Genomic DNA, 21,242 nt, shown 5'->3' with positions numbered 1-21,242 from the left:
AAATTTTCTTAACAGTTATTTTTATAAGGAAAAATTATGTTAAAAACCAAATTATCATTATTTACTCTTATTGTTGGCACACTTTTTAGTACAAATGTGATGGCAGAAGAAAAAGCAGATCCTAAATTTGTGGATGATTCCTCTTATGCCGTGGGTGTATTAATGGGTAAAAATATTAATGGTGTGATTGAGTCACAAAAGGATATTTTTACCTATAACCAGGATAAAATCTTAGCCGGTGTTCAGGACACCTTAAAGAAAACCGGTAAATTAACCGATGAAGATTTGCAAAAGCAGTTAAAATCGTTAGATGCCTATTTATCTGCGAAAGAAGCAAAGATTAACGAAGAAAAAACCAAGGCAACGGTAGCTGCAGGCGATAAATTCCGTGCTGATTATAAAAAACAGTCTGGCGTAAAAGAAACGGCTTCAGGCCTGTTATATAAAATTGAAAAAGCAGGTGAAGGCAATTCACCAAAAGCGGAAGATACTGTGAAGGTGCATTACAAAGGCACTCTGACTGATGGCACGGTATTTGACAGCTCTTACGACCGTGGTGAGCCGATTGAATTTCAGTTAAATCAATTAATTCCGGGTTGGATTGAAGCGATTCCTATGTTGAAAAAAGGCGGTAAGATGGAAATTGTAGTGCCACCTGCATTAGCTTATGGTGATCGTGCCGCAGGCAAAATTCCAGCAAATTCAACCTTGAAATTTGAAATTGAATTATTAGATTTTAAAGCAGCAGATGCTAAGAAATAATTCGTTATTCCTTAATTATTGAAGATACGTAAGCGGTTAGATTTATTATAATATTTGCAAAAAATGTGATAAAACTAACCGCTTGTAATTTGTATTATGACCAAAAAATTCACGCCTTTTTCTGACGAAGATCACGCCATTCTTGCTTCTTACTTTCCGATGGTAGATGGGATTGCGGCACTGATTGGTGAGCATTGCGAAATTGTATTGCATTCGTTAGAGTTTCTGGAACATTCAGCAATTTATATTGCTAACGGACACAATACTAACCGTAAAATCGGTTCTCCGATTACTGACCGTGCATTGAAATCGTTGCATCATATGGCAACTGATAGCGTCTCCAAACCTTATTTTACCAAGGCAAAAGGTGGCGTTTTAATGAAGTCTATCACTATTGCGATTCGTAATGGTAAGCAGCACGTTATCGGGTTACTGTGCATTAATATTAATTTGGAAGTTCCTACCTCACAGTTTCTCAATTCTTTTATTGCCCCTGTAGATACCGCTTCAGAAGTCACATTTGCCAGTTCAGTAGAAGATTTGGTTTCACAAACGATTCAAACGACGATTGATGATGTGATGGCAGATCGTCAAATTTCTAACAATAATAAAAATCGTCAGATTGTGATTTCATTATTTGAGAAAGGGATTTTTGATATTAAAGATGCGATTAACCAAGTAGCAGAGAAGCTAGATATTTCACGCCATACTGTGTATCTCTATATTCGTCAAATCAAGCAGGATAATGATTAATGGATTATGTGTTAGCGATAAAATCACCGGTTTATGGTTCACAAGGAGCGTTCCTTGCCTATCAGGTAGCTGAGGTATTGTTGAAGGAAAATCACTGCATTCGCCAAGTTTTCTTTTTTCAAGAAGGGGTGAGTAATGCTAATGCCTTCGTGAATCCGGCAAGCGATGAAGTGAATTTAGTTGAGATGTGGAAAAAATTAGCTGAATTGCACCGCGTGCCCTTGCATTTGTGTATAGCTGCTGCCCAGCGTAGAGGGGTGGTTGATGAGCAAATCTCAGCCAGTGCAACATATAATTTAGCTGAAGGGTTTACCCTAGCCGGGCTAGGCGAATTTAGCCAAGCAGTATTAAAAGCGGATCGATTACTAACTTTTTAAGATGAAGAAATATAAACTTGCCTTTTTATTTACCCAGCCACCTTTTGGTTCCGCAGTTAGCCGAGAAGGGCTAGATGCTCTGCTTGCAGCTAGTGCTTTTTGTGACGAGCAAGAGATAGCTATCTGCTTTATTAATGATGGTGTATTTAATCTCATTGCCGATCAACAACCAGAAAAACTCTTACAAAAAGACCATATTTCTACCTTCAAATTATTGGAATTGTATGACTTAACCGAATGTTTTATTTGCCAAGAAAGCGTAAGTTTACGAGGACTAGATAATGTAGATTGGTTACTACCAAGTCTTCAATTTAAAACTCACGCCGAGATGCTTGTATTGCTCAATCAAGCTGAAAAAGTAATGACGTTTTAAGGAATATTTATGCTTTATACCCTTTCCAAAGCGAATTATGATGAAGAAACCTTAAACTTCTTTTTCTCACATCTTAGTGAGAATGATGCGGTTGTTCTGTGGCAAGATGGCGTGCTCCAAGCGGTCAAAAATCCGCAATTTTTTGCAAAATTGCCCCGTTGCTATTTATTGGCACAAGATGTGCAAGCTCGAGGATTGCAAGAGAAGCTCACTGCATTTCAGTGCATTTCATTATCCGAATTAGTCAAATTAACAGCGGTTTATTTTCCCCAGGTTGCACTGTAACCTAGAGAGGATATTTTTTGTAATACTAGATAATTTAGATTATGATGTGATTCCTAAAAAGGAGAATATTATGAAAACAAAATGTCTTATTCCGTTACTAGCACTTACACCTGTTATGGTGATGGCAGAAGAAAATGACACTTGGGTAGACAAGAAACATGAAACAATAAGCACCACCTTAGATCGTTGGGCGAATAATATTAACAGTTGGCTAGGTGATGCAGACCCTGATAAACCAGGAACGGCTTCTTTACGGGTAATGTTAGATAGCCGTTGGGATAAACATGATAAATTTACTTATAAGCCCCGTGTTCGCGGTAAAATCAAACTCCCTATCTTGAAAAAGCGTCTGAATGTCGTATTTGGTGATGACGAACTGGATAATGAGCTTACCGATAAAAATCATGCTGGAAAATTGTATAAAAACGTTAATCCAAATAAACGCTATAACTCTCGTGAAGCGAGAGATTCGAACTCTTCTATTGGTTTACGTTGGTCTGATGGCATTAAGGCTTTAGGGATTGAGACCGATTTAGATGCTGGTATTCGTTCGGGAAGCGATATTTTCGGACGTTTACGTATTAGCAAAGATTGGAAAATCACCGACCAGTTCAGTACCCGCCTAGAGCAGATTTATCGTTACGGTTCAGAGAGTAAGCACTATTTACGTACTAACTTTGAAAATAAATATACCGAAACGGATACCACCTTTATTATGAACCACACCAATTTTGAATATCGCCATGATGTAGATGAAGAAAGAAGTTGGGGAAATAGTTTATATCGGCAACATAACTTCAAACCACTCTCTCACATCAGCTATGGTATCAGTATGGGGGGGCGTTTAGATAAAGAGTTATCAAAATTTAACTATTGGGGTCCATTTGTCTCCTATCGTCAACCAATCTGGCGCAACTGGCTCTTTATCCAACCGGAAATCAGTTTTTATAACGACAAAGATAAAGATCGTAAGCACTTTATTCAGACATTTGTACGTTTAGAGGCTATCTTCTAGCTATTAAGCCCCAAGTAGAATCTTGGGGCTGTTTTTGCAAGCGGTCAATTTCTTGCCAAAATCTGCAAAATCCGCTATAATTCCTAACCATTTTTAGCAAAAATTGGCTGACGGCTTGACCGGTCAGCCTTTTGTGCTTGAACGCAAGGGCTGATTTTGTCATTTTAATCAGCAACATTTGCAAATTTCCTGCCCAATTTGACCGCTTGCAGTAGTGATTTTTGACTGCTTGATTGGCGATTGGAAAATGACATCTCGTACAGTTTTTTATAATGCCACTTCCAACCGAGTCTTTCGTGTCGGATTGTGTAATCTCAACCAAAATATATTTCAGAGGCTATCTTAAAAAATGGCATATTCATATTCCGAGAAAAAGCGTATCCGTAAGAGCTTCGGCAAACGCCCACAAGTTCTGAACGTACCTTATCTATTAACAATTCAGCTTGATTCTTTTGAAAAATTTATCGAAAAAGATCCTGAAGGGCAACAAGGTTTAGAAGCGGCATTCCGTTCTGTTTTCCCGATTGTGAGCAACAATGGGGCGACAGAATTACAATACGTTTCTTACGAATTAGGCGAGCCGGTGTTTGACGTGCGTGAATGCCAAATTCGTGGTACAACCTACGCTGCACCATTACGCGTGAAATTGCGTTTAGTATCTTATGACCGTGAAGCCGCAGCCGGTACGGTAAAAGACATTAAAGAGCAAAACGTGTATATGGGCGAAATCCCATTAATGACTGACAACGGTACTTTCGTGATTAACGGTACCGAACGTGTTATCGTTTCTCAATTACACCGTAGCCCGGGTGTGTTCTTCGATTCTGACAAAGGTAAAACCCACTCTTCAGGTAAAGTGCTTTATAACGCACGTATTATTCCTTACCGTGGTTCTTGGTTAGATTTCGAGTTCGACCCGAAAGATAACTTATTTGCCCGTATCGACCGTCGTCGTAAATTGCCGGCAACCATTATTCTGCGTGCATTAGGCTACACCACCGAAGAAATCTTAAATTTATTCTTCGAGAAAATTAAATTTGAAGTAGTTGATAACAAATTATTAATGACGTTAGTGCCTGAGCGTTTAAGAGGCGAGACTGCATCATTTGACATTTCAGCAAACGGTAAAGTATATGTTGAAATGGGTCGCCGTATTACTGCTCGTCATATTCGTGCATTAGAAAAAGACAATATCACTCAAATTGAAGTGCCGGTGGAATATATTGTCGGCAAAGTTGCGGCTCAAGATTACGTTGATTTATCTTCAGGTGAAGTGATTTGCCCGGCGAATATGGAAATCTCAATGGAAATGTTGGCGAACTTATCGCAAGCCGGCTATAAAGAGATTGAAGTATTATTTACCAACGATTTAGACCACGGTTCTTATATTTCTGAAACCTTACGCGTTGATCCAACTTACGACCGTTTGAGTGCGTTGGTTGAAATTTACCGTATGATGCGTCCGGGTGAGCCACCAACAAAAGAAGCAGCAGAAGCATTATTCGATAATATGTTCTTCTCAGCGGAGCGTTACGATTTATCTGCGGTAGGTCGTATGAAGTTTAACCGCTCATTAGATATTCCTGAAGGTGTGGGCAGTGGTATTTTAAGCCACGATGACATCATCGGTGTGATGAAGAAATTAATCGAAATCCGTAACGGTCGTGGTGAAGTTGACGATATTGACCACTTAGGTAACCGTCGTATCCGCAGCGTTGGTGAAATGGCGGAAAACCAATTCCGTATTGGTTTGGTGCGTGTAGAACGTGCGGTGCGTGAGCGTTTATCTTTAGGCGATTTAGATGGTGTAACGCCACAAGATTTAATCAACGCTAAACCAATTTCAGCAGCAGTGAAAGAGTTCTTTGGTTCATCACAGCTTTCGCAATTTATGGACCAAAACAACCCGCTTTCAGAGGTAACGCATAAACGCCGTATTTCGGCATTAGGTCCGGGCGGTTTAACCCGTGAACGTGCAGGCTTTGAAGTGCGTGACGTACACCCGACTCACTATGGTCGTTTATGTCCGATTGAAACGCCTGAAGGTCCGAATATCGGTTTGATTAACTCACTTTCGGTGTATGCTCGTACCAATAACTACGGTTTCTTAGAAACCCCATTCCGTAAAGTGGTGAATGGTCAAGTAACCGAAGAGATCGAGTATTTATCTGCGATTGAAGAAAGCAACAATATCATTGCACAGGCGAACTCAAACTTAGATGAGAACTTCCGTTTTACCGATACTTATGTAACTTGCCGTCAGCAAGGCGAATCGGGCTTATTCAAACCGGAAGAAGTTCAATATATGGACATCTCAACCCAACAAGTGGTTTCTGTGGCTGCGGCGTTAATTCCGTTCCTTGAGCACGACGATGCGAACCGTGCGTTAATGGGTGCGAACATGCAACGTCAGGCTGTTCCGACATTACGTGCGGACAAACCATTAGTGGGTACCGGTATGGAAAAACCTATCGCTCTTGACTCAGGTGTAGCGATTGTCGCAAAACGTGGTGGTACGGTTCAGTATGTTGATGCGTCACGCATTGTGGTGAAAGTGAATGAAGATGAAACCATTCCGGGCGAAGCGGGTATCGATATTTATAACTTAATCAAATACACCCGTTCAAACCAAAACACCTGTATCAACCAAGTGCCTTGTGTGAACTTGGGTGAGCCGGTTGCTCGTGGTGAAATCTTAGCGGACGGTCCTTCAACAGACTTAGGTGAATTGGCATTAGGTCAAAATATCCGTGTGGCATTTATGCCTTGGAACGGTTATAACTTCGAAGACTCAATGTTAGTTTCTGAGCGTGTGGTACAAGAAGATCGCTTTACCACTATCCATATTCAAGAATTATCTTGTGTGGCACGTGATACCAAATTAGGTGCAGAAGAGATCACTGCTGATATTCCAAACGTGGGTGAATCTGCATTAAGCAAATTAGATGAATCAGGTATCGTTTACATCGGTGCGGAAGTGAAAGGTGGCGACATCTTAGTAGGTAAAGTAACCCCTAAAGGTGAAACCCAATTAACACCGGAAGAAAAACTATTACGTGCGATCTTCGGCGAAAAAGCCTCTGATGTGAAAGATTCATCACTGCGTGTACCAAACGGCACTTCAGGTACGGTTATCGATGTTCAAGTATTTACCCGTGATGGCGTAGAGAAAGATAAACGTGCGAAAGAAATCGAAGAGATGCAACTGCGTGAAGCGAAGAAAGACTTAGCGGAAGAGTTGGAAATCTTAGAAGCCGGTTTATTTACTCGTGTTCGTAACCTATTAATTGAAGGCGGCATTAAAGAGTCTGCATTAGATGGCGTGGCTCGTGAAAAATGGTTAGAACAAACCCTTGAAGACGAAGCGAAGCAAAATCAATTAGAACAGTTAGCGGAACAGCACGAAGAGTTACGCAAAGAATTTGAACGTAAACTTGAGATCAAACGCAACAAGATTATCCAAGGCGACGATTTAGCACCGGGTGTGTTAAAAGTGGTGAAAGTTTACCTTGCGGTGAAACGCCAAATCCAGCCGGGTGATAAGATGGCGGGTCGTCACGGTAACAAAGGGGTTATCTCGAAAATCAACCCTGTAGAAGATATGCCATACGATGAAAACGGTCAGCCGGTTGAAATCGTATTGAACCCGCTGGGCGTACCGTCTCGTATGAACATCGGTCAGATCTTAGAAACTCACTTAGGCTTAGCGGCTCGTGGTATCGGTGATCAGATTGATAAGATGATCAAACAGCAACAAGAAGTGGCTAAATTACGTGAATATATGCAAAAAGCCTACGATTTAGGTCACGGTGCACAATCTGTAGATTTAAGCACATTCTCTGATGAAGAAGTGATGCGTTTAGCCCAAAACTTACGTAAAGGTTTACCACTTGCTACTCCGGTATTCGATGGTGCACACGAAAGCGAAATCAAAGGCCTATTAGAGTTAGGCGGCTTGCCGACTTCAGGTCAGATCACACTTTATGATGGTCGTACCGGTGAGAAATTTGAGCGTCCGGTAACCGTTGGTTATATGTATATGCTCAAATTGAACCACTTGGTTGATGACAAAATGCACGCTCGTTCAACCGGTTCTTATAGCCTTGTTACTCAACAACCATTGGGTGGTAAAGCTCAATTCGGTGGTCAGCGTTTCGGTGAGATGGAGGTTTGGGCATTAGAAGCATACGGTGCAGCTTATACTCTTCAAGAAATGCTTACAGTGAAATCGGACGATGTGAACGGTCGTACGAAGATGTATAAAAACATCGTAGATGGTACACATTATATGGAGCCGGGTATTCCTGAATCCTTTAACGTAATTACCAAAGAGATTCGTGCACTAGCGATTGATATGGAGCTGGACGAAGCGTAATTGTTGATTTTCCCTCGATAAACTCCCCTCTTTAGAAAAGAGGGGAAGGGGGAGATTTGACAGAAGTGAAAACGGAGAAAATAAGTGATAAGAGCGGATTTAAGTTCAGCATTATTTATTCTCTCACTTCGGTAAAGCCTCCTGCCAAATCTCCCCTAACCCCTCGCAGCTCAAAGAGGGGGATCAATTAGGAGAAGAAGCAAAACAAGCGGTCAAAAATAGCAAAAAATTTGCAAATTTTTCGTAAAATCCAACCGCTTGTACTCAAAATTTACTCGCTCGGCTGATAGCGGGGCGAACTTAAAAACCTACCCTAGGGGCAAAAAAGTGAAAGACTTAGTGAAGTTTTTAAAAGCACAAACAAAATCGAACGAAGATTTTGATGTGATTAAAATTGGTTTAGCATCACCGGACAAGATCCGTTCTTGGTCTTTTGGTGAAGTGAAAAAACCGGAAACCATTAACTATCGTACCTTCAAACCGGAGCGTGACGGTTTATTCTGTGCACGTATTTTCGGGCCGGTAAAAGATTACGAGTGCTTGTGTGGGAAATACAAACGTTTAAAACACCGTGGCGTAATTTGTGAAAAATGTGGTGTTGAAGTAACCCAAACCAAAGTACGTCGTGAGCGTATGGGACACATTGAATTAGCTTGCCCTGTCGCACACATTTGGTTCTTAAAATCACTACCGTCCCGTATCGGTTTAATCTTAGATATGCCGTTGCGTGATATTGAACGTGTGCTTTATTTTGAATCTTATGTGGTTACTGAACCGGGAATGACCGATTTAGAGAAAAATCAGTTATTAACCGAAGAACAATTTATGGACGCTGAAGAGCGTTGGGGTGATGAATTTGAAGCGAAAATGGGTGCAGAAGGTATCCAAGCATTACTTCGTGATTTAGATTTAGAACACCAATGCGAAACCTTGCGTGAAGAGTTACAAGAAACCAATTCAGAAACCAAGCGTAAAAAAATCACTAAGCGTTTAAAAACCTTAGAAGCATTCTTACAATCTGGCAACAAACCGGAATGGATGGTAATGACGGTATTACCGGTACTTCCACCGGATTTACGTCCGTTAGTACCGCTTGATGGTGGACGTTTTGCAACTTCTGACTTAAACGATTTATACCGCCGTGTAATCAACCGTAACAACCGTTTAAAACGTTTGTTAGATTTAGTTGCACCGGACATCATCGTGCGTAACGAAAAACGTATGTTACAAGAGTCGGTTGATGCGTTATTAGACAACGGTCGCCGTGGTCGTGCGATTACCGGTTCGAACAAACGTCCGTTAAAATCGTTGGCAGATATGATCAAAGGTAAACAAGGTCGTTTCCGTCAAAACTTATTAGGTAAACGTGTAGATTACTCAGGTCGTTCGGTAATTACCGTAGGTCCATACTTACGCTTACACCAATGTGGTTTACCGAAGAAAATGGCATTGGAATTATTCCGTCCGTTTATCTATTCAAAATTAGAAAACCGTGGCATTGCTTCAACCATTAAAGCCGCTAAGAAAATGGTAGAACGTGAAGATCCAATCGTATGGGATATTCTTGCTGAAGTCATTCGTGAACACCCGATTCTACTTAACCGTGCACCAACACTTCACCGTTTAGGTATCCAAGCGTTTGAGCCGTTATTGATTGAAGGTAAAGCGATTCAGTTACACCCGCTTGTGTGTGCGGCGTTCAACGCGGACTTCGACGGTGACCAAATGGCGGTTCACGTTCCATTAACACTGGAAGCACAGTTAGAAGCTCGTGCGTTAATGATGTCAACCAACAACGTACTTTCACCGGCAAGTGGTGATCCTATTATCGTACCATCTCAGGACGTTGTACTCGGTCTTTACTATATGACCCGTGAGAAAGTAAACGGTAAAGGTGAGGGAATGTACTTCCTTGACCCTCGTGAAGCGGAAAAAGCATACCGTACCGGTCAGGCTGAATTACACTCTCGTGTTAAAGTGCGTGTAACAGAATATGAGAAAAACGAAGCAGGCGAATTTGAAGCAAAAACATCATTAGTGGATACCACCATTGGTCGTTCAATCTTATGGATGATTGCACCAAAAGGTATGCCGTTTAGTTTATTCAACCAAACCTTAGGTAAAAAAGCGATCTCGAAATTAATTAACGAGAGCTATCGCCGTTTAGGTTTAAAAGAATCTGTGGTTTTAGCTGACCAAATTATGTACACCGGTTTTGCTTATGCGGCTCGTTCAGGTGCCTCAGTAGGTATCGACGATATGGTAATTCCGGAGCAAAAATACGCAATCATCGAAGCGGCAGAAGCGGAAGTCGCTGAGATCCAAGAACAATTCAACGGCGGTTTAGTAACAGCTGGTGAGCGTTATAACAAAGTGATCGATATTTGGGCAGCAGCAAACGAACGTGTTGCGAAAGCGATGATGGAAAACCTTTCAACGGAAGAAGTGATCAACCGTGAAGGTAATCCGGAAAAACAAGCCTCATTTAACAGTATCTTTATGATGGCGGACTCCGGTGCTCGTGGTTCTGCGGCACAGATTCGTCAGTTAGCGGGTATGCGTGGCTTGATGGCTCGTCCGGACGGCTCGATTATCGAAACCCCAATCACGGCAAACTTCCGTGAAGGTTTGAACGTATTACAGTACTTTATTTCAACCCACGGTGCACGTAAAGGTCTTGCCGATACGGCATTAAAAACAGCGAACTCTGGTTACTTAACCCGTCGTTTAGTTGATGTGGCACAAGATTTAGTTATCATTGAAGATGATTGTGGTACGCACGAAGGTATCGTGATGACACCACTTATCGAAGGTGGTGATGTGAAAGAAGCCCTGCGTGATCGTGTATTAGGTCGTGTGGTGGCAGAAGACGTGTTAAAACCGGGTACAGATGAAGTATTAATTCCACGCAACACCTTATTAGATGAAAAATGGTGTGATGTGGTAGATCGTGAATCTGTCGATGTGATCAAAGTACGTTCGGTAGTAACTTGTGATACAGACTTCGGTGTGTGTGCGAAATGTTACGGACGTGACTTGGCTCGTGGTCACTTAATCAACCAAGGTGAAGCAGTGGGTGTTATTGCGGCACAATCTATCGGTGAGCCGGGTACACAGTTAACGATGCGTACGTTCCACATCGGTGGTGCGGCTTCTGCGGCAGCAAAAGAATCTAGCATCCAAGTGAAAAACGCAGGTACGATTAAATTAACTAACGCTAAATTTGTAACCAACAAAGAAGGCAAAATCGTATTAACTTCTCGTAATACCGAATTAACTGTAATCGACACCTTCGGTCGTACCAAAGAAAACTATAAAGTGCCTTACGGTGCGGTGCTTTCTAAAAACGACGGTGCAGAAGTAGCTGTAGGTGAAGTGGTTGCGAACTGGGATCCGCACACAATGCCGGTTATCTCAGAGGTATCAGGTCGTATCCAATTTAGCGATATCGTAGATGGCTTAACCGTTACTCGTCAAACCGATGAATTAACCGGTTTATCATCTATTGTGGTGCAAGATGTGGGTGAACGTGCAACTGCAGGTAAAGATTTACGTCCAGCATTACGCTTAGTTGATAGCAACGGCAAAGATATCTTAATTCCGGGTACAGACGTTGCAGCACAATACTTCTTACCGGGTAAAGCAATCGTAACCTTAGACGATGGTGCAGAAATCGAAGTCGGTGAAGCCTTAGCCCGTATTCCACAAGAATCTGTGGGGACGAAAGATATTACCGGTGGTCTTCCACGCGTAGCAGACTTATTTGAAGCTCGTAAACCGAAAGAGCCGGCAATTTTGGCGGAAATTTCAGGTATCGTGTCATTCGGTAAAGAAACCAAAGGTAAACGCCGCTTGGTAATTACACCGGCGGAAGGCGAGGCGTTTGAAGAGATGATTCCAAAATGGCGTCAGCTCAACGTATTCGAAGGCGAGATGGTACAACGTGGTGATGTGATCTCAGACGGTGCAGAAACTCCACACGACATCTTACGCTTACGTGGTGTTCACGCTGTAACCGACTACATCGTAAACGAAGTGCAAGAAGTTTACCGCTTACAAGGGGTAAAAATTAACGACAAGCACATCGAAGTGATTGTTCGTCAAATGTTGCGTAAAGCAGTGATTACCAACGCTTACGACTCTGAATTCTTAGAGGGTGAGCAAGTTGAAGTGGCACGTGTGAAAATTGTTAACCGCAAACGTGCAGCAGAAGGCAAACCACTTGTTGAGTTTGAACGTGAATTGCTTGGTATTACCAAAGCATCTCTTGCAACGGAAAGCTTTATTTCTGCAGCCTCGTTCCAAGAAACCACTCGAGTGCTTACTGAAGCAGCAGTGGCAGGTAAACAAGATGAATTGCGTGGCTTGAAAGAGAACGTAATCGTTGGTCGCTTAATTCCAGCAGGTACCGGCTTTGCTTACCACCAAAATCGTGCTAAAAAACGTGCCCAAATGGAAGCAGGCATTTCAGTTGCCCCTGAATTTGAAGCACCGGCAGCTAAAGCCAATTCATTCGTTACCGATGCAGACATCGAAGCTGAATTTGAGTTTGTTGCAGACGATGCAACCCAAAGTTTAGCAGCGTTGTTAAATGCGGGTGATGAGGAGTAGTTTGTGAAGAAGTCTTTCTTCTTATAGATAAAAAAAAGCCACTTAGGAACAAACGTCCTAAGTGGCTTTTTAGTTATAAGAATATTGAGCTAATTTTAGTTGGTTATATAACTCAGATATATGCTTAATATTTATAAACTTACCATTATTAAGCAACTCAGATATAACTTTAATAAGGAGTTGGTTAATTAACAAATTATCTACAGCAACAGATTTTTCTCCACCATGTACAATAGCAGAACGCATAGCATATACTGCCTTGAATTTTTTACTAATATCTAACCTAGACTCTAAATTTTCTCCTGCTATGAAAGCGAACATATCTGCTAATTTTTCTCCAATACTTCTTTGAAATAGACTTCCTTCATCATATAAAAATAGAGATTCAATAGCCATACAGGTGTATATAATTGAATTTCTGGTATCGGTAGTTTTCATTGATTCTCCTAGATATAGGGAAGCATTGATAATACGAGATTCGAGATCAGACATTTTTTGTTTTAAATATTTTCTTTCAAAAATGTCCCAGAGCTTAATTAGAGGGCTATTTTTTATAAAAAAATCATGATCAATAGGTATTTTATTAAAGATGTGATTGCTAAATGTGGAAAATTTTAAAGTATCATCATTAGCTAGGATTTTATATGAACTAGAGGATGTTATAAATTGAGTGGCAGAGACATCTCGATAAATAGGGAGCCCTGTCTTTATCATAACTGTCTTATCTTGTGTTCCAACAAATAAAGTTATCAGCCTTATCATATCAACAAATACAGATTCTGCTTTTTCTATAGCGAGGATATTATCGTAACTATCAGGTATTTCTATACTTACATAAATTTCTGCATCTATAGGTGTATAGTCTGGTAGATCGCTGAAATAGCCAAATTTGAATATAGATAATTTTAACTCCCTTTTATTATTCAAGTATATTCCAGATATAGGAGCATATACAAAAATATTTTCAGGCTGAATTTTTAAAAGATCATTAAATAACTCATTATTAGATTCTGGAATTGGAAGATTCTCTATTTTAATTTTAAGTAAGATGTTTTCTATGTATTTATATATGGTTTCTAGAGAAAATCGCATAGTAACGTCTTTATTTTCACTATAAATCTTTATAATGTTACTATGATGGAGTATAAAATCATTGACATGATATGCTTGTTCCTCATGAAACCAAGTTTTAGATGCTTTTCTTCTTTCTGTCAATTTAGTGCTATATATATTACCTAGTAGAAGTTGAATTGTTTCTTTGAGTTTCATCAGTTTTCCTCTTAATATAGTTTATGTTTGATGAGGACCAGAACTATGTATTAGTAGTCTTTAAAAGCAATTTTCTGGTGTCGAAAGCGTTGACATTTGTATAATCAGGTATATTTCTCTTTACTACACAAGCGGTCAAATTCCCTGAAAAATTTACAAAAGTTTAGAAGAATTTAACCGCTTGCTATTATCTTAAAATCACACCTTCTAAGAATATTGACTTCTGCTTTGCCTGCCATAGATCATAATTAGCTTGTTGATGTAGCCAACTTTCAGGACTAGGGCTATCTTTGCCAAGCCAAGCGTGTAAACGCAATGCCATTTCTGCACTGATACTGGATTTTTCATTAAGTAAACGTGAAAGCGTGACTCGATTTATGCCTAGCTGTTTTGCGGCTTCTGTTACACTAATGCCAAGTGCAGGTAAAATATCTTCCCGTAAAATTTCCGCTGGGTGCGGAGGGGCGTGCATACGCATAATTCTCTCCTAATGGTAGTCTTGATAATCAACAATTTCGGCGTGATAATTTGTTATTTTAAAAGTAACTCGCCAGTTGCCATTTACTTTTACAGACCAATGATCTTTTAACTCCCCTGAAAGTGGGTGCAAATTCCAGCCGGGAATATTCATATCTTGTGGTGTTTTGGCACTATCTAATCTAGCTAAAATTCGCTTGAGTTTTGCACTATGAGCAACCACAATCCCTGATGTATTGCCTGTTAGATAAAATTGCTTAAGACCTTTATGTTTAAATGAAATAATCATTACATCTCCTAAATTGTAGTGTCATACACTACAAAATACAAGTTGATATGTGATTATTATTAAATTAGATGAAGGAAAATGGCGAGTGATAATATTGATATTTTCGAAGTAAATCGCAAAAATAAAGGTAAACCTAGGTTTACTCTAGATAGCAAAACGTCCATGCTTGTGCCATCTGATAACTACACAAGCGGTCAAATTCCCTCAAAAACTTGCAAATTATTGAGTAAACCCAACCGCTTGTCATTCTTCTAAAGCTGAGCAAATGCCTTATCGGTCGCTTCCAACGTGCGAGCAATATCTTCATCACTATGAGCTAAAGACATAAACCCAGCCTCAAATGCAGATGGGGCTAAATACACGCCTTGTTCTAACATTAGGTGGAAGAATCGGTTGAATTTGGCGGCATCGCATTTCATGACTTCTTGGAAGTTGTTTACTGCTTTTTGTTCGGTGAAGAATAAGCCGAACATTCCGCCGACATATTGTACCGTAAGCGGTACATTGTGCTTATCTGCAAGAGCTTTAAAGCCTTCAGCGAGGGTTTTGGTTTTTTCCGCTAAAATGCTTTCATTACCCGCTTTTGATAATTCAGTTAAGCAAGCTAAACCGGCTGCCATTGCAATTGGGTTACCTGAGAGTGTGCCTGCTTGGTAAACAGGACCGGTTGGGGCAATGTATTCCATAATCTCTTTTTTACCGCCAAATGCGCCCACCGGCATTCCGCCGCCGATAATTTTGCCGAGCGTGGTTAAATCCGGTGTTACGCCGTAGTAAGATTGTGCCCCACCGAGTGCGACACGGAAGCCGGTCATCACTTCATCAATAATAAATACCGCACCATATTGTGTGCAAAGCTCACGCAAGCCTTGTAAAAAGCCTTTTTGTGGCGGAATACAGTTCATATTGCCGGCAACAGGCTCAACAATTAAACAAGCGATCTCATTTGGGTATTGCTCAAATGCCGCTTTTACTGAATCTAAATCATTATAAGTGCAAGTGAGCGTATGCTTGGCGAAATCAGCGGGTACGCCCGGACCGCTTGGCTGACCAAGGGTTAAAGCACCTGAACCGGCTTTTACCAGTAGAGAATCGGAATGCCCGTGGTAGCAGCCCTCAAATTTGATGATTTTATCTCGGTTGGTATAGCCACGAGCCAAACGAATGGCAGACATTGTTGCCTCTGTGCCGCTGCTCACCATTCTCACCATTTCAATAGAAGGTACTAATTTGCACACTAATTCGGCAAGCGTGATTTCTGCCGCCGTTGGGGCACCGAAACTTAAGCCTTTTGGCACGGCTTTTAGCACCGCATCAATAATTGCCGGGTGGTTATGCCCTAGCACCATCGGGCCCCAAGAGCCGACATAGTCGATATATTGTTTGCCATCGCTGTCGGTAATATAAGCTCCTTCGGCTTTTTCAATAAAAACAGGTATGCCGCCCACGCCTTTAAATGCACGCACAGGGGAGTTCACACCGCCCGGAATCACTTTTTGGGCTTGTTCAAACAGTTGTTCTGAAATAGACATATCAATTCCTTTCTTTTGATGTAAAATTTGCCTGTTATTGTACTGAAAAGCCCTTGTTTTCGCTAAAAAAATTTACGATTTTGTTGCCTTATGCTATTCTTCATTTCTATTTTATGACTCATTTTTTGAGGCAACCCCTGTATGTGGCTTACTTTTTTAACCGTATTTATTGTTTCTTTTTTAGCCCTGATTGTGATGCGTCCGGTGGCGGAATTTGTTGGCTTGGTTGATAAACCGAACTTCCGTAAACGCCATCAGGGGTTGATTCCTTTAATCGGTGGTATTGCATTATTTATCGGCAATCTCACCTTCTATTTTATGCAGTGGCAAGATATGCGACTGCCCGAGCTTTATCTGACAGCGGTAACTATTTTGCTGATCATCGGTGTGTTAGACGATAGGTTTGACATTAGCCCGTTACTGCGTGCCGGAATTCAAGCGGCACTTGCCGGAGCTATGGTGGCGAGCGGTTTGTCACTTAGCAGTTTAGGGCAAATTATTGCGCCTTTTAGTATTGAGTTAGGTTGGCTCGGTATTTTCTTTACCGTGTTTATCACCATTGGTGTCATTAATGCGTTTAATATGGTTGATGGGATTGACGGCCTATTGGCAGGGCTTTCCAGCGTCAGTTTTGCTGGTCTTGGTACTTTAATGTTCATTAATGGCGAACCAAGTTTGGGCTACTGGTGCTTTGCCCTTATCTTTGTGTTGTTGCCGTATGCAATGTTTAATTTGAGCCTGTTTGGGGCGAAATGGAAAGTGTTTATGGGCGACTCAGGGAGTATGTTAATTGGCTTTACCATTATTTGGATTTTACTGTTAAGCACCCAAGGTCAAGGCTCGCCAATTAGTCCGATTACCGGTTTGTGGCTGATTGCCGTGCCGTTAATTGATATGGTTGCGGTGATTATCCGCCGCTTGAAAAAAGGTAAAAGTCCGTTCAAACCAGACCGCTTGCACTTACATCATTTAATGATGCGAGCAGGGCTTACCTCTCGCCAAGCATTATTGGTGATTACCCTCTGGGCGGGATTTTGTGCCGCCATTGGGGTATTAGGCGAGGTGTATTATTGGAATCAGTGGGTGATGATGCTGATGTTTATCGGGCTGTTTTTCCTATATGCCTATTCCATTACCCACGCTTGGCGTGTAACCCGTTTTATCCGCCGTTTAAAACGCCGTGCAAAACGTAGCAAACAACTTTAAAGGATATGTTGTGAAAACCTTATTTTATCGACTTTTAGTGCTAATTTTATTTACTGCTATCGGGGCAGGTGCCGGTTATGGTTTAAGTTATACTCAGCCTGAAAAATGGAAAGTGACCGCTCAGTTTGAGCAACCAACTATTCCCGATTTAGGCAATTACTACTCGTTACTTTCCACCTACCATTTTTTGAATAGTAATAACCAAGAGGCGAATAGCCAAACGGCACAGCAACAGGCAAGTGAGCAGGTTTATGCGGAATTTAAACGCAACCTCACGTCCGCGGATTTGCTCCAAGCCTATTTGCTACAAACAGAAGCGATGAAATTAAAAGCTCAGGTTGAAAAGAAATCACCGGCGGTGGTGGCGGCTGAATTGGTTGAACAATTCCGTTTTGAAAAAGATATGGCAACTTCGGCAGATAATGTCAGCTTAATTGCAGAAAATGCGGAAGAGGCTCAAAAATTATTAGCCGATTTTATTCCGCTGGTAAACACCCAAGCCCGAGATAAATTAAACGCCGATTTAATTGCGAAATGGAAAGTCTTGTTCCAGCAAATTAAAACTGCCTCGGAGTTGAATATTAACGGCAAGCAAGGCTCGCAAGATTGGGCAGCTAAACTGCAAATGATGCGTTCTGTTCAGCCGTTAGACAACCAGCTCACAGCTTATCGCTTGGTTAAATCGCCCTCTGTTCCGTTAAAGTCAGAATCGCCAGACCGTTTGTTTTGGCTAATGATTGGGGCATTAAGTGGCTTACTGCTGGGCTTTATGCTTAGCTTTGCGGTGAAAGCGAAAGCTCAGCCTGCGGAACTTTAATCTAAAATGGCACACAATTTAGTGTGCCATTTCTCTTTGTAACTGATGATGAGTAAAACTGAATTTAACACTATTTGTATTTTGGGTTTAGGCTATATCGGATTGCCGACCGCAGTTGCTTTTGCCAATGCCGGCAAGCAAGTAATTGGGGTGGATATTAAGCCGCAAGTGGTGGAAAGCCTCAATCAAGGCACAATTCATATTATTGAGCCGGATTTACAAACTGCTTTCACACAAGCGGTCAAAAAAGGCAATTTTTTTGCAAGTGCCAAACCGCAACCTGCCGATGTTTTTATCATTGCCGTGCCAACCCCACTTTGCGGTAAGCAGCCCGATCTCACTTATATTCAAAATGCCGCCGCTATGATTGCCCCTTGTTTGCGTAAAGGAAATTTGGTGGTGCTGGAGTCCACTTCGCCTGTTGGTACAACAGAAAAATTAGCCGAATGGCTAAGCCAAGCTCGCCCTGATTTAGCCTTTCCAGCCGATGTGTCTATTGCCTACTGCCCTGAGCGTGTTTTGCCGGGAAATATAATGACGGAATTGGTTGAAAATGACCGCATTATCGGTGGATTAAGCGAACAATGCAGCCAACAAGCGGTCGATTTATACCAAATTTTTGCAAAAGGACGTTGTGTCACCACCACAGCCCGCACAGCGGAGATGTGCAAGTTGGTGGAAAACAGCTTTCGTGATGTGAACATTGCCTTTGCCAATGAAATTTCAATGATTTGTGATTCGTTGAAGATCAATGTGTGGGAGCTAATTGAATTGGCAAATCTTCACCCGAGAGTAAATATTCTCCAGCCCGGAGCCGGGGTAGGCGGACATTGTTTGGCGGTTGACCCGTGGTTTATTGTCTCCACATCGCCCCAACAGTCTCGCCTTATTCGCACGGCACGAGAAGTGAATGACAGCAAACCGCAATGGGTAATCGAGCAAGTGAAAACAGCGGTCGCAGACTGTGCAATGGAGCAAAATTGTAAGCCAAGTGAGCTAACCATCGCTTGTTTAGGGTTAGCTTTCAAGCCGAATATTGATGATTTACGGGAAAGCCCGGCGTTAGCGATTACCCGGCAACTTTCCAGTTGGCATCAGGGTAGCCTGTTGGCGGTTGAGCCAAATATTCAACAGCTGGCTGGCGAAAACATCACTTTGGTCGATCTCAATACCGCTCTTTCGCAGGCAGACATTTTAGTCTTGTTGGTGGATCACACTTCGTTTAAACAAATTTCAAGGGAACAGATAAGGCAACGGCATATTATTGATTGTCGAGGAGTGTGGATAAGATGAAGCCGGATAAATGGCTGTCCGATTTTTTCGGTAGAGAGATTGTGCAAGTAAAAGTAGCAGCCGATGATTTTACGCAAATCGACCAGCTACAAAAACAAGGTTTTGTACTTGTGGAGGGCGAATTGGAATTTGAGCTGACACTTGCAACATTTTCTGAAAATATGACCGCTTGTCGCCCGGCAGATATGGCAGATTTGCCCGACTTGAGCTTATTGTTTGGCTCGGCATTTCCCGACAGCCGGTTTCGTCCACCCTATTTTTCAAGGGAAGAGAATCAACGCTTTTATCGAACTTGGATTGAAAATGCGGTAAAAGGCGAGTTTGATGATATTGGCTTGGTTAAATGCAATGCTGACGGGCAAATTCAAGGAGCGGTAACGGTTCGCTTACTTGCCCAACAGCAAGCGAAAATCGGTTTGTTAGCGGTAAAGCCTGATTGCCAACAACAAGGTATCGGTACGGAATTGTTAAATGCTGCAATAGCGTGGGCGAAACAGCAAAATGCGAAAAAACTGATGATTACCACTCAGCTGAGTAACCAGAAAGCGATTCGTTTTTATCAAGCATTTGGGGCAAGCATTAAGGCGGTGTATTATTGGTTTTACCCTGCTTTGGAAAAATACGATGATGAACAATCCTGATTTTATTCCGTTTAACCAACCCCCGATTGTGGGGGCGGAGCAAGCCTATATAGAACAGGCGATGGCAACAGGGCAGCTTTCGGGAGGAGGTAAATTTACCCTTTTATGTGAGCAATGGCTTGAAAACCTGACCCATAGCAAAGTGTTGCTTACCCCTTCTTGCACGGCTGCGTTAGAGATGGCGGCAATACTGCTGGATATTCAGCCGAACGATGAAGTGATTATGCCAAGCTATACTTTTGTCTCTACTGCAAATGCGTTTGCGTTGCGTGGGGCAAACATAGTGTTTGTGGATATTCGACCGGATACGATGAATATTGATGAACGCAAAATTGAGCAAGCTATTACCCCAAAAACTAAAGTGATTGTGCCGGTGCATTATGCCGGAATTGCCTGTGAAATGGATTCAATAATGGCAACCGCCGAAAAATATGGGCTTTATGTGGTGGAAGATGCGGCACAGGCAGTCAATTCGTTTTATAAGGGCAAGGCATTAGGCTCAATCGGGCATATTGGTTGCTATAGTTTTCACGAAACCAAAAACTATACCGCAGGCGGTGAAGGTGGGGCGATCGTGATTAATGAGCCGAATTTGCTCAAAAGAGCGGAAATCATCAGAGAGAAAGGCACTAACCGTAGCCAATTTTTTCGGGGTGAGGTAGATAAATATCGCTGGCAGGATATTGGTTCAAGTTTTTTAATGTCGGAAATTCAAGCGGCTTATTTGTATGCTCAGCTTATAGAAGCAGGGAAAATCAACCAACAGCGTTTAACCCTTTGGCATAATTACTACCAAGCCTTTTTGCCACTTGCCCAAACAGCTAAGTGCGAGCTTCCTCGCATTGGCGAATATTGTCGCCATAACGGGCATTTGTTCTACTTAAAGCTAAGTGACTTGAAGCAGAGAACCGCTTTTATTGATTTTATGAAGGCACAGAATATCTTAACCGTGTTTCATTATGTGCCGTTGCACATCAGTCCGGCAGGGCAGAAATTGGGGCGATTAGCAGGCGATGATCGCTTTACTACCTTAGAGAGCGAAAGGTTGGTAAGATTGCCTCTGTTTTATAATTTGACTAAGCAGGATCAAGAGCGGGTCATTCAAGCGGTGCTTGCTTTCTTTAATCAATAAAAAACGGCTGAGTGTTTCAGCCGTTTTTTGCTATA

17 protein-coding genes are annotated in these 21,242 nt (G+C 41.8%); 13 read left to right on the top strand and 4 right to left on the bottom strand.

All coding sequences use genetic code 11. The annotated features are described in order from the left end of the window. The first annotated feature begins 36 nt into the window (after positions 1 to 36). The 8 genes from fkpA to rpoC all read left to right on the top strand — a co-directional run bounded on the left by fkpA (position 37) and on the right by rpoC (position 12,551). Entirely contained in the window at positions 37 to 762 is a 726-nt protein-coding gene (gene fkpA, locus ACJ7Z2_RS01640; RefSeq protein ID WP_006248451.1) for an FKBP-type peptidyl-prolyl cis-trans isomerase, read from the top strand. Between the two features lie 96 nt (positions 763 to 858). Further along, a complete protein-coding gene (locus ACJ7Z2_RS01635; RefSeq protein WP_409500587.1) occupies positions 859 to 1,515 on the top strand; it encodes a transcriptional regulator in 657 nt (218 codons plus the stop codon). After that, positions 1,515 to 1,892 carry a sulfurtransferase complex subunit TusD gene (gene tusD / locus ACJ7Z2_RS01630; RefSeq protein ID WP_154703523.1) on the top strand — a complete coding sequence of 126 codons (378 nt, stop codon included), beginning with the start codon at positions 1,515 to 1,517 and terminating at the stop codon, positions 1,890 to 1,892. Before ACJ7Z2_RS01635 ends, tusD begins: the two co-directional genes overlap by 1 nt. A 1-nt stretch (position 1,893) precedes the next feature. Next, entirely contained in the window at positions 1,894 to 2,265 is a 372-nt protein-coding gene (gene tusC / locus ACJ7Z2_RS01625) for a sulfurtransferase complex subunit TusC (protein WP_409500586.1), read from the top strand. A gap of 9 nt (positions 2,266 to 2,274) precedes the next feature. Continuing rightward, positions 2,275 to 2,550 (top strand): sulfurtransferase complex subunit TusB, encoded by a 276-nt coding sequence (tusB, locus tag ACJ7Z2_RS01620; protein ID WP_409500585.1) that lies wholly within the window; start codon positions 2,275 to 2,277, stop codon positions 2,548 to 2,550. Between the two features lie 70 nt (positions 2,551 to 2,620). Then, positions 2,621 to 3,565, top strand: coding sequence for a hypothetical protein (locus tag ACJ7Z2_RS01615; protein ID WP_409500584.1), 945 nt, complete (start codon positions 2,621 to 2,623; stop codon positions 3,563 to 3,565). A gap of 349 nt (positions 3,566 to 3,914) precedes the next feature. Continuing rightward, complete coding sequence (rpoB, locus tag ACJ7Z2_RS01610; RefSeq protein WP_409500583.1) at positions 3,915 to 7,940, top strand: DNA-directed RNA polymerase subunit beta; 4,026 nt, start codon at positions 3,915 to 3,917, stop codon at positions 7,938 to 7,940. A gap of 327 nt (positions 7,941 to 8,267) precedes the next feature. Beyond that, the gene (gene rpoC, locus ACJ7Z2_RS01605; RefSeq protein WP_409500582.1) at positions 8,268 to 12,551 is read left to right on the top strand and encodes a DNA-directed RNA polymerase subunit beta'; all 4,284 of its coding nucleotides are present in this window, start codon (positions 8,268 to 8,270) and stop codon (positions 12,549 to 12,551) included. A gap of 69 nt (positions 12,552 to 12,620) precedes the next feature. Here rpoC and ACJ7Z2_RS01600 read toward each other — a convergent pair whose 3' ends face one another. From ACJ7Z2_RS01600 to hemL, 4 genes are all read right to left on the bottom strand, one after another. Next, on the bottom strand, positions 12,621 to 13,820 hold the full coding sequence (locus ACJ7Z2_RS01600) for a hypothetical protein (protein ID WP_409500581.1): 1,200 nt from the start codon (positions 13,818 to 13,820) through the stop codon (positions 12,621 to 12,623). Positions 13,821 to 14,007: 187 nt separating this feature from the next. Then, positions 14,008 to 14,298, bottom strand: coding sequence for a HigA family addiction module antitoxin (locus ACJ7Z2_RS01595; protein ID WP_409500580.1), 291 nt, complete (start codon positions 14,296 to 14,298; stop codon positions 14,008 to 14,010). Between the two features lie 9 nt (positions 14,299 to 14,307). After that, a complete protein-coding gene (locus ACJ7Z2_RS01590) occupies positions 14,308 to 14,586 on the bottom strand; it encodes a type II toxin-antitoxin system RelE/ParE family toxin (RefSeq protein WP_409500579.1) in 279 nt (92 codons plus the stop codon). Positions 14,587 to 14,837: 251 nt separating this feature from the next. Continuing rightward, on the bottom strand, positions 14,838 to 16,118 hold the full coding sequence (hemL, locus tag ACJ7Z2_RS01585; RefSeq protein ID WP_409500578.1) for a glutamate-1-semialdehyde 2,1-aminomutase: 1,281 nt from the start codon (positions 16,116 to 16,118) through the stop codon (positions 14,838 to 14,840). A 141-nt stretch (positions 16,119 to 16,259) separates the two neighbouring features. On the opposite strand from hemL, the gene wecA reads away from it, so the two are divergent. From wecA to rffA, 5 genes are read left to right on the top strand one after another with little or no spacing between them, the layout of a single operon-like run. Then, positions 16,260 to 17,324 carry a UDP-N-acetylglucosamine--undecaprenyl-phosphate N-acetylglucosaminephosphotransferase gene (wecA, locus tag ACJ7Z2_RS01580; protein WP_126301282.1) on the top strand — a complete coding sequence of 355 codons (1,065 nt, stop codon included), beginning with the start codon at positions 16,260 to 16,262 and terminating at the stop codon, positions 17,322 to 17,324. A gap of 10 nt (positions 17,325 to 17,334) precedes the next feature. Further along, positions 17,335 to 18,141, top strand: coding sequence for an LPS chain length-determining protein (locus ACJ7Z2_RS01575; protein WP_409500577.1), 807 nt, complete (start codon positions 17,335 to 17,337; stop codon positions 18,139 to 18,141). 45 nt (positions 18,142 to 18,186) lie between these two features. Next, the gene (gene wecC / locus ACJ7Z2_RS01570) at positions 18,187 to 19,434 is read left to right on the top strand and encodes a UDP-N-acetyl-D-mannosamine dehydrogenase (protein WP_409500576.1); all 1,248 of its coding nucleotides are present in this window, start codon (positions 18,187 to 18,189) and stop codon (positions 19,432 to 19,434) included. Then, the gene (gene rffC / locus ACJ7Z2_RS01565; protein ID WP_409501096.1) at positions 19,431 to 20,075 is read left to right on the top strand and encodes a dTDP-4-amino-4,6-dideoxy-D-galactose acyltransferase; all 645 of its coding nucleotides are present in this window, start codon (positions 19,431 to 19,433) and stop codon (positions 20,073 to 20,075) included. The genes wecC and rffC overlap by 4 nt, the downstream gene beginning before the upstream one ends. Then, positions 20,062 to 21,207, top strand: coding sequence for a dTDP-4-amino-4,6-dideoxygalactose transaminase (rffA, locus tag ACJ7Z2_RS01560; protein ID WP_409501095.1), 1,146 nt, complete (start codon positions 20,062 to 20,064; stop codon positions 21,205 to 21,207). The genes rffC and rffA overlap by 14 nt, the downstream gene beginning before the upstream one ends. Positions 21,208 to 21,242 lie beyond the last annotated feature (35 nt).

This window comes from Mannheimia glucosida (genome assembly GCF_046267875.1).
GTDB classification, from domain to species: Bacteria; Pseudomonadota; Gammaproteobacteria; order Enterobacterales; family Pasteurellaceae; genus Mannheimia; species Mannheimia glucosida.
The sequence above is the reverse complement of the archived record's forward strand: the minus strand, read 5'-3'. Positions and strand labels throughout refer to the sequence as shown.

Bases quoted from the DNA above. Each gene is read 5' to 3' on its own strand.
- fkpA (WP_006248451.1), top strand. From the start codon at position 37: ATGTTAAAAACCAAATTATCATTATTTACTCTTATTGTTGGCACACTT.
- ACJ7Z2_RS01595 (WP_409500580.1), bottom strand. From the start codon at position 14,298: ATGCGTATGCACGCCCCTCCGCACCCAGCGGAAATTTTACGGGAAGAT.
- wecC (WP_409500576.1), top strand. From the start codon at position 18,187: ATGATGAGTAAAACTGAATTTAACACTATTTGTATTTTGGGTTTAGGC.
- ACJ7Z2_RS01600 (WP_409500581.1), bottom strand. From the start codon at position 13,820: ATGAAACTCAAAGAAACAATTCAACTTCTACTAGGTAATATATATAGC.
- wecA (WP_126301282.1), top strand. From the start codon at position 16,260: ATGTGGCTTACTTTTTTAACCGTATTTATTGTTTCTTTTTTAGCCCTG.
- ACJ7Z2_RS01635 (WP_409500587.1), top strand. From the start codon at position 859: ATGACCAAAAAATTCACGCCTTTTTCTGACGAAGATCACGCCATTCTT.
- rffC (WP_409501096.1), top strand. From the start codon at position 19,431: ATGAAGCCGGATAAATGGCTGTCCGATTTTTTCGGTAGAGAGATTGTG.
- rffA (WP_409501095.1), top strand. From the start codon at position 20,062: ATGAACAATCCTGATTTTATTCCGTTTAACCAACCCCCGATTGTGGGG.
- tusD (WP_154703523.1), top strand. From the start codon at position 1,515: ATGGATTATGTGTTAGCGATAAAATCACCGGTTTATGGTTCACAAGGA.
- rpoB (WP_409500583.1), top strand. From the start codon at position 3,915: ATGGCATATTCATATTCCGAGAAAAAGCGTATCCGTAAGAGCTTCGGC.
- hemL (WP_409500578.1), bottom strand. From the start codon at position 16,118: ATGTCTATTTCAGAACAACTGTTTGAACAAGCCCAAAAAGTGATTCCG.
- tusB (WP_409500585.1), top strand. From the start codon at position 2,275: ATGCTTTATACCCTTTCCAAAGCGAATTATGATGAAGAAACCTTAAAC.
- tusC (WP_409500586.1), top strand. From the start codon at position 1,894: ATGAAGAAATATAAACTTGCCTTTTTATTTACCCAGCCACCTTTTGGT.
- ACJ7Z2_RS01615 (WP_409500584.1), top strand. From the start codon at position 2,621: ATGAAAACAAAATGTCTTATTCCGTTACTAGCACTTACACCTGTTATG.
- ACJ7Z2_RS01590 (WP_409500579.1), bottom strand. From the start codon at position 14,586: ATGATTATTTCATTTAAACATAAAGGTCTTAAGCAATTTTATCTAACA.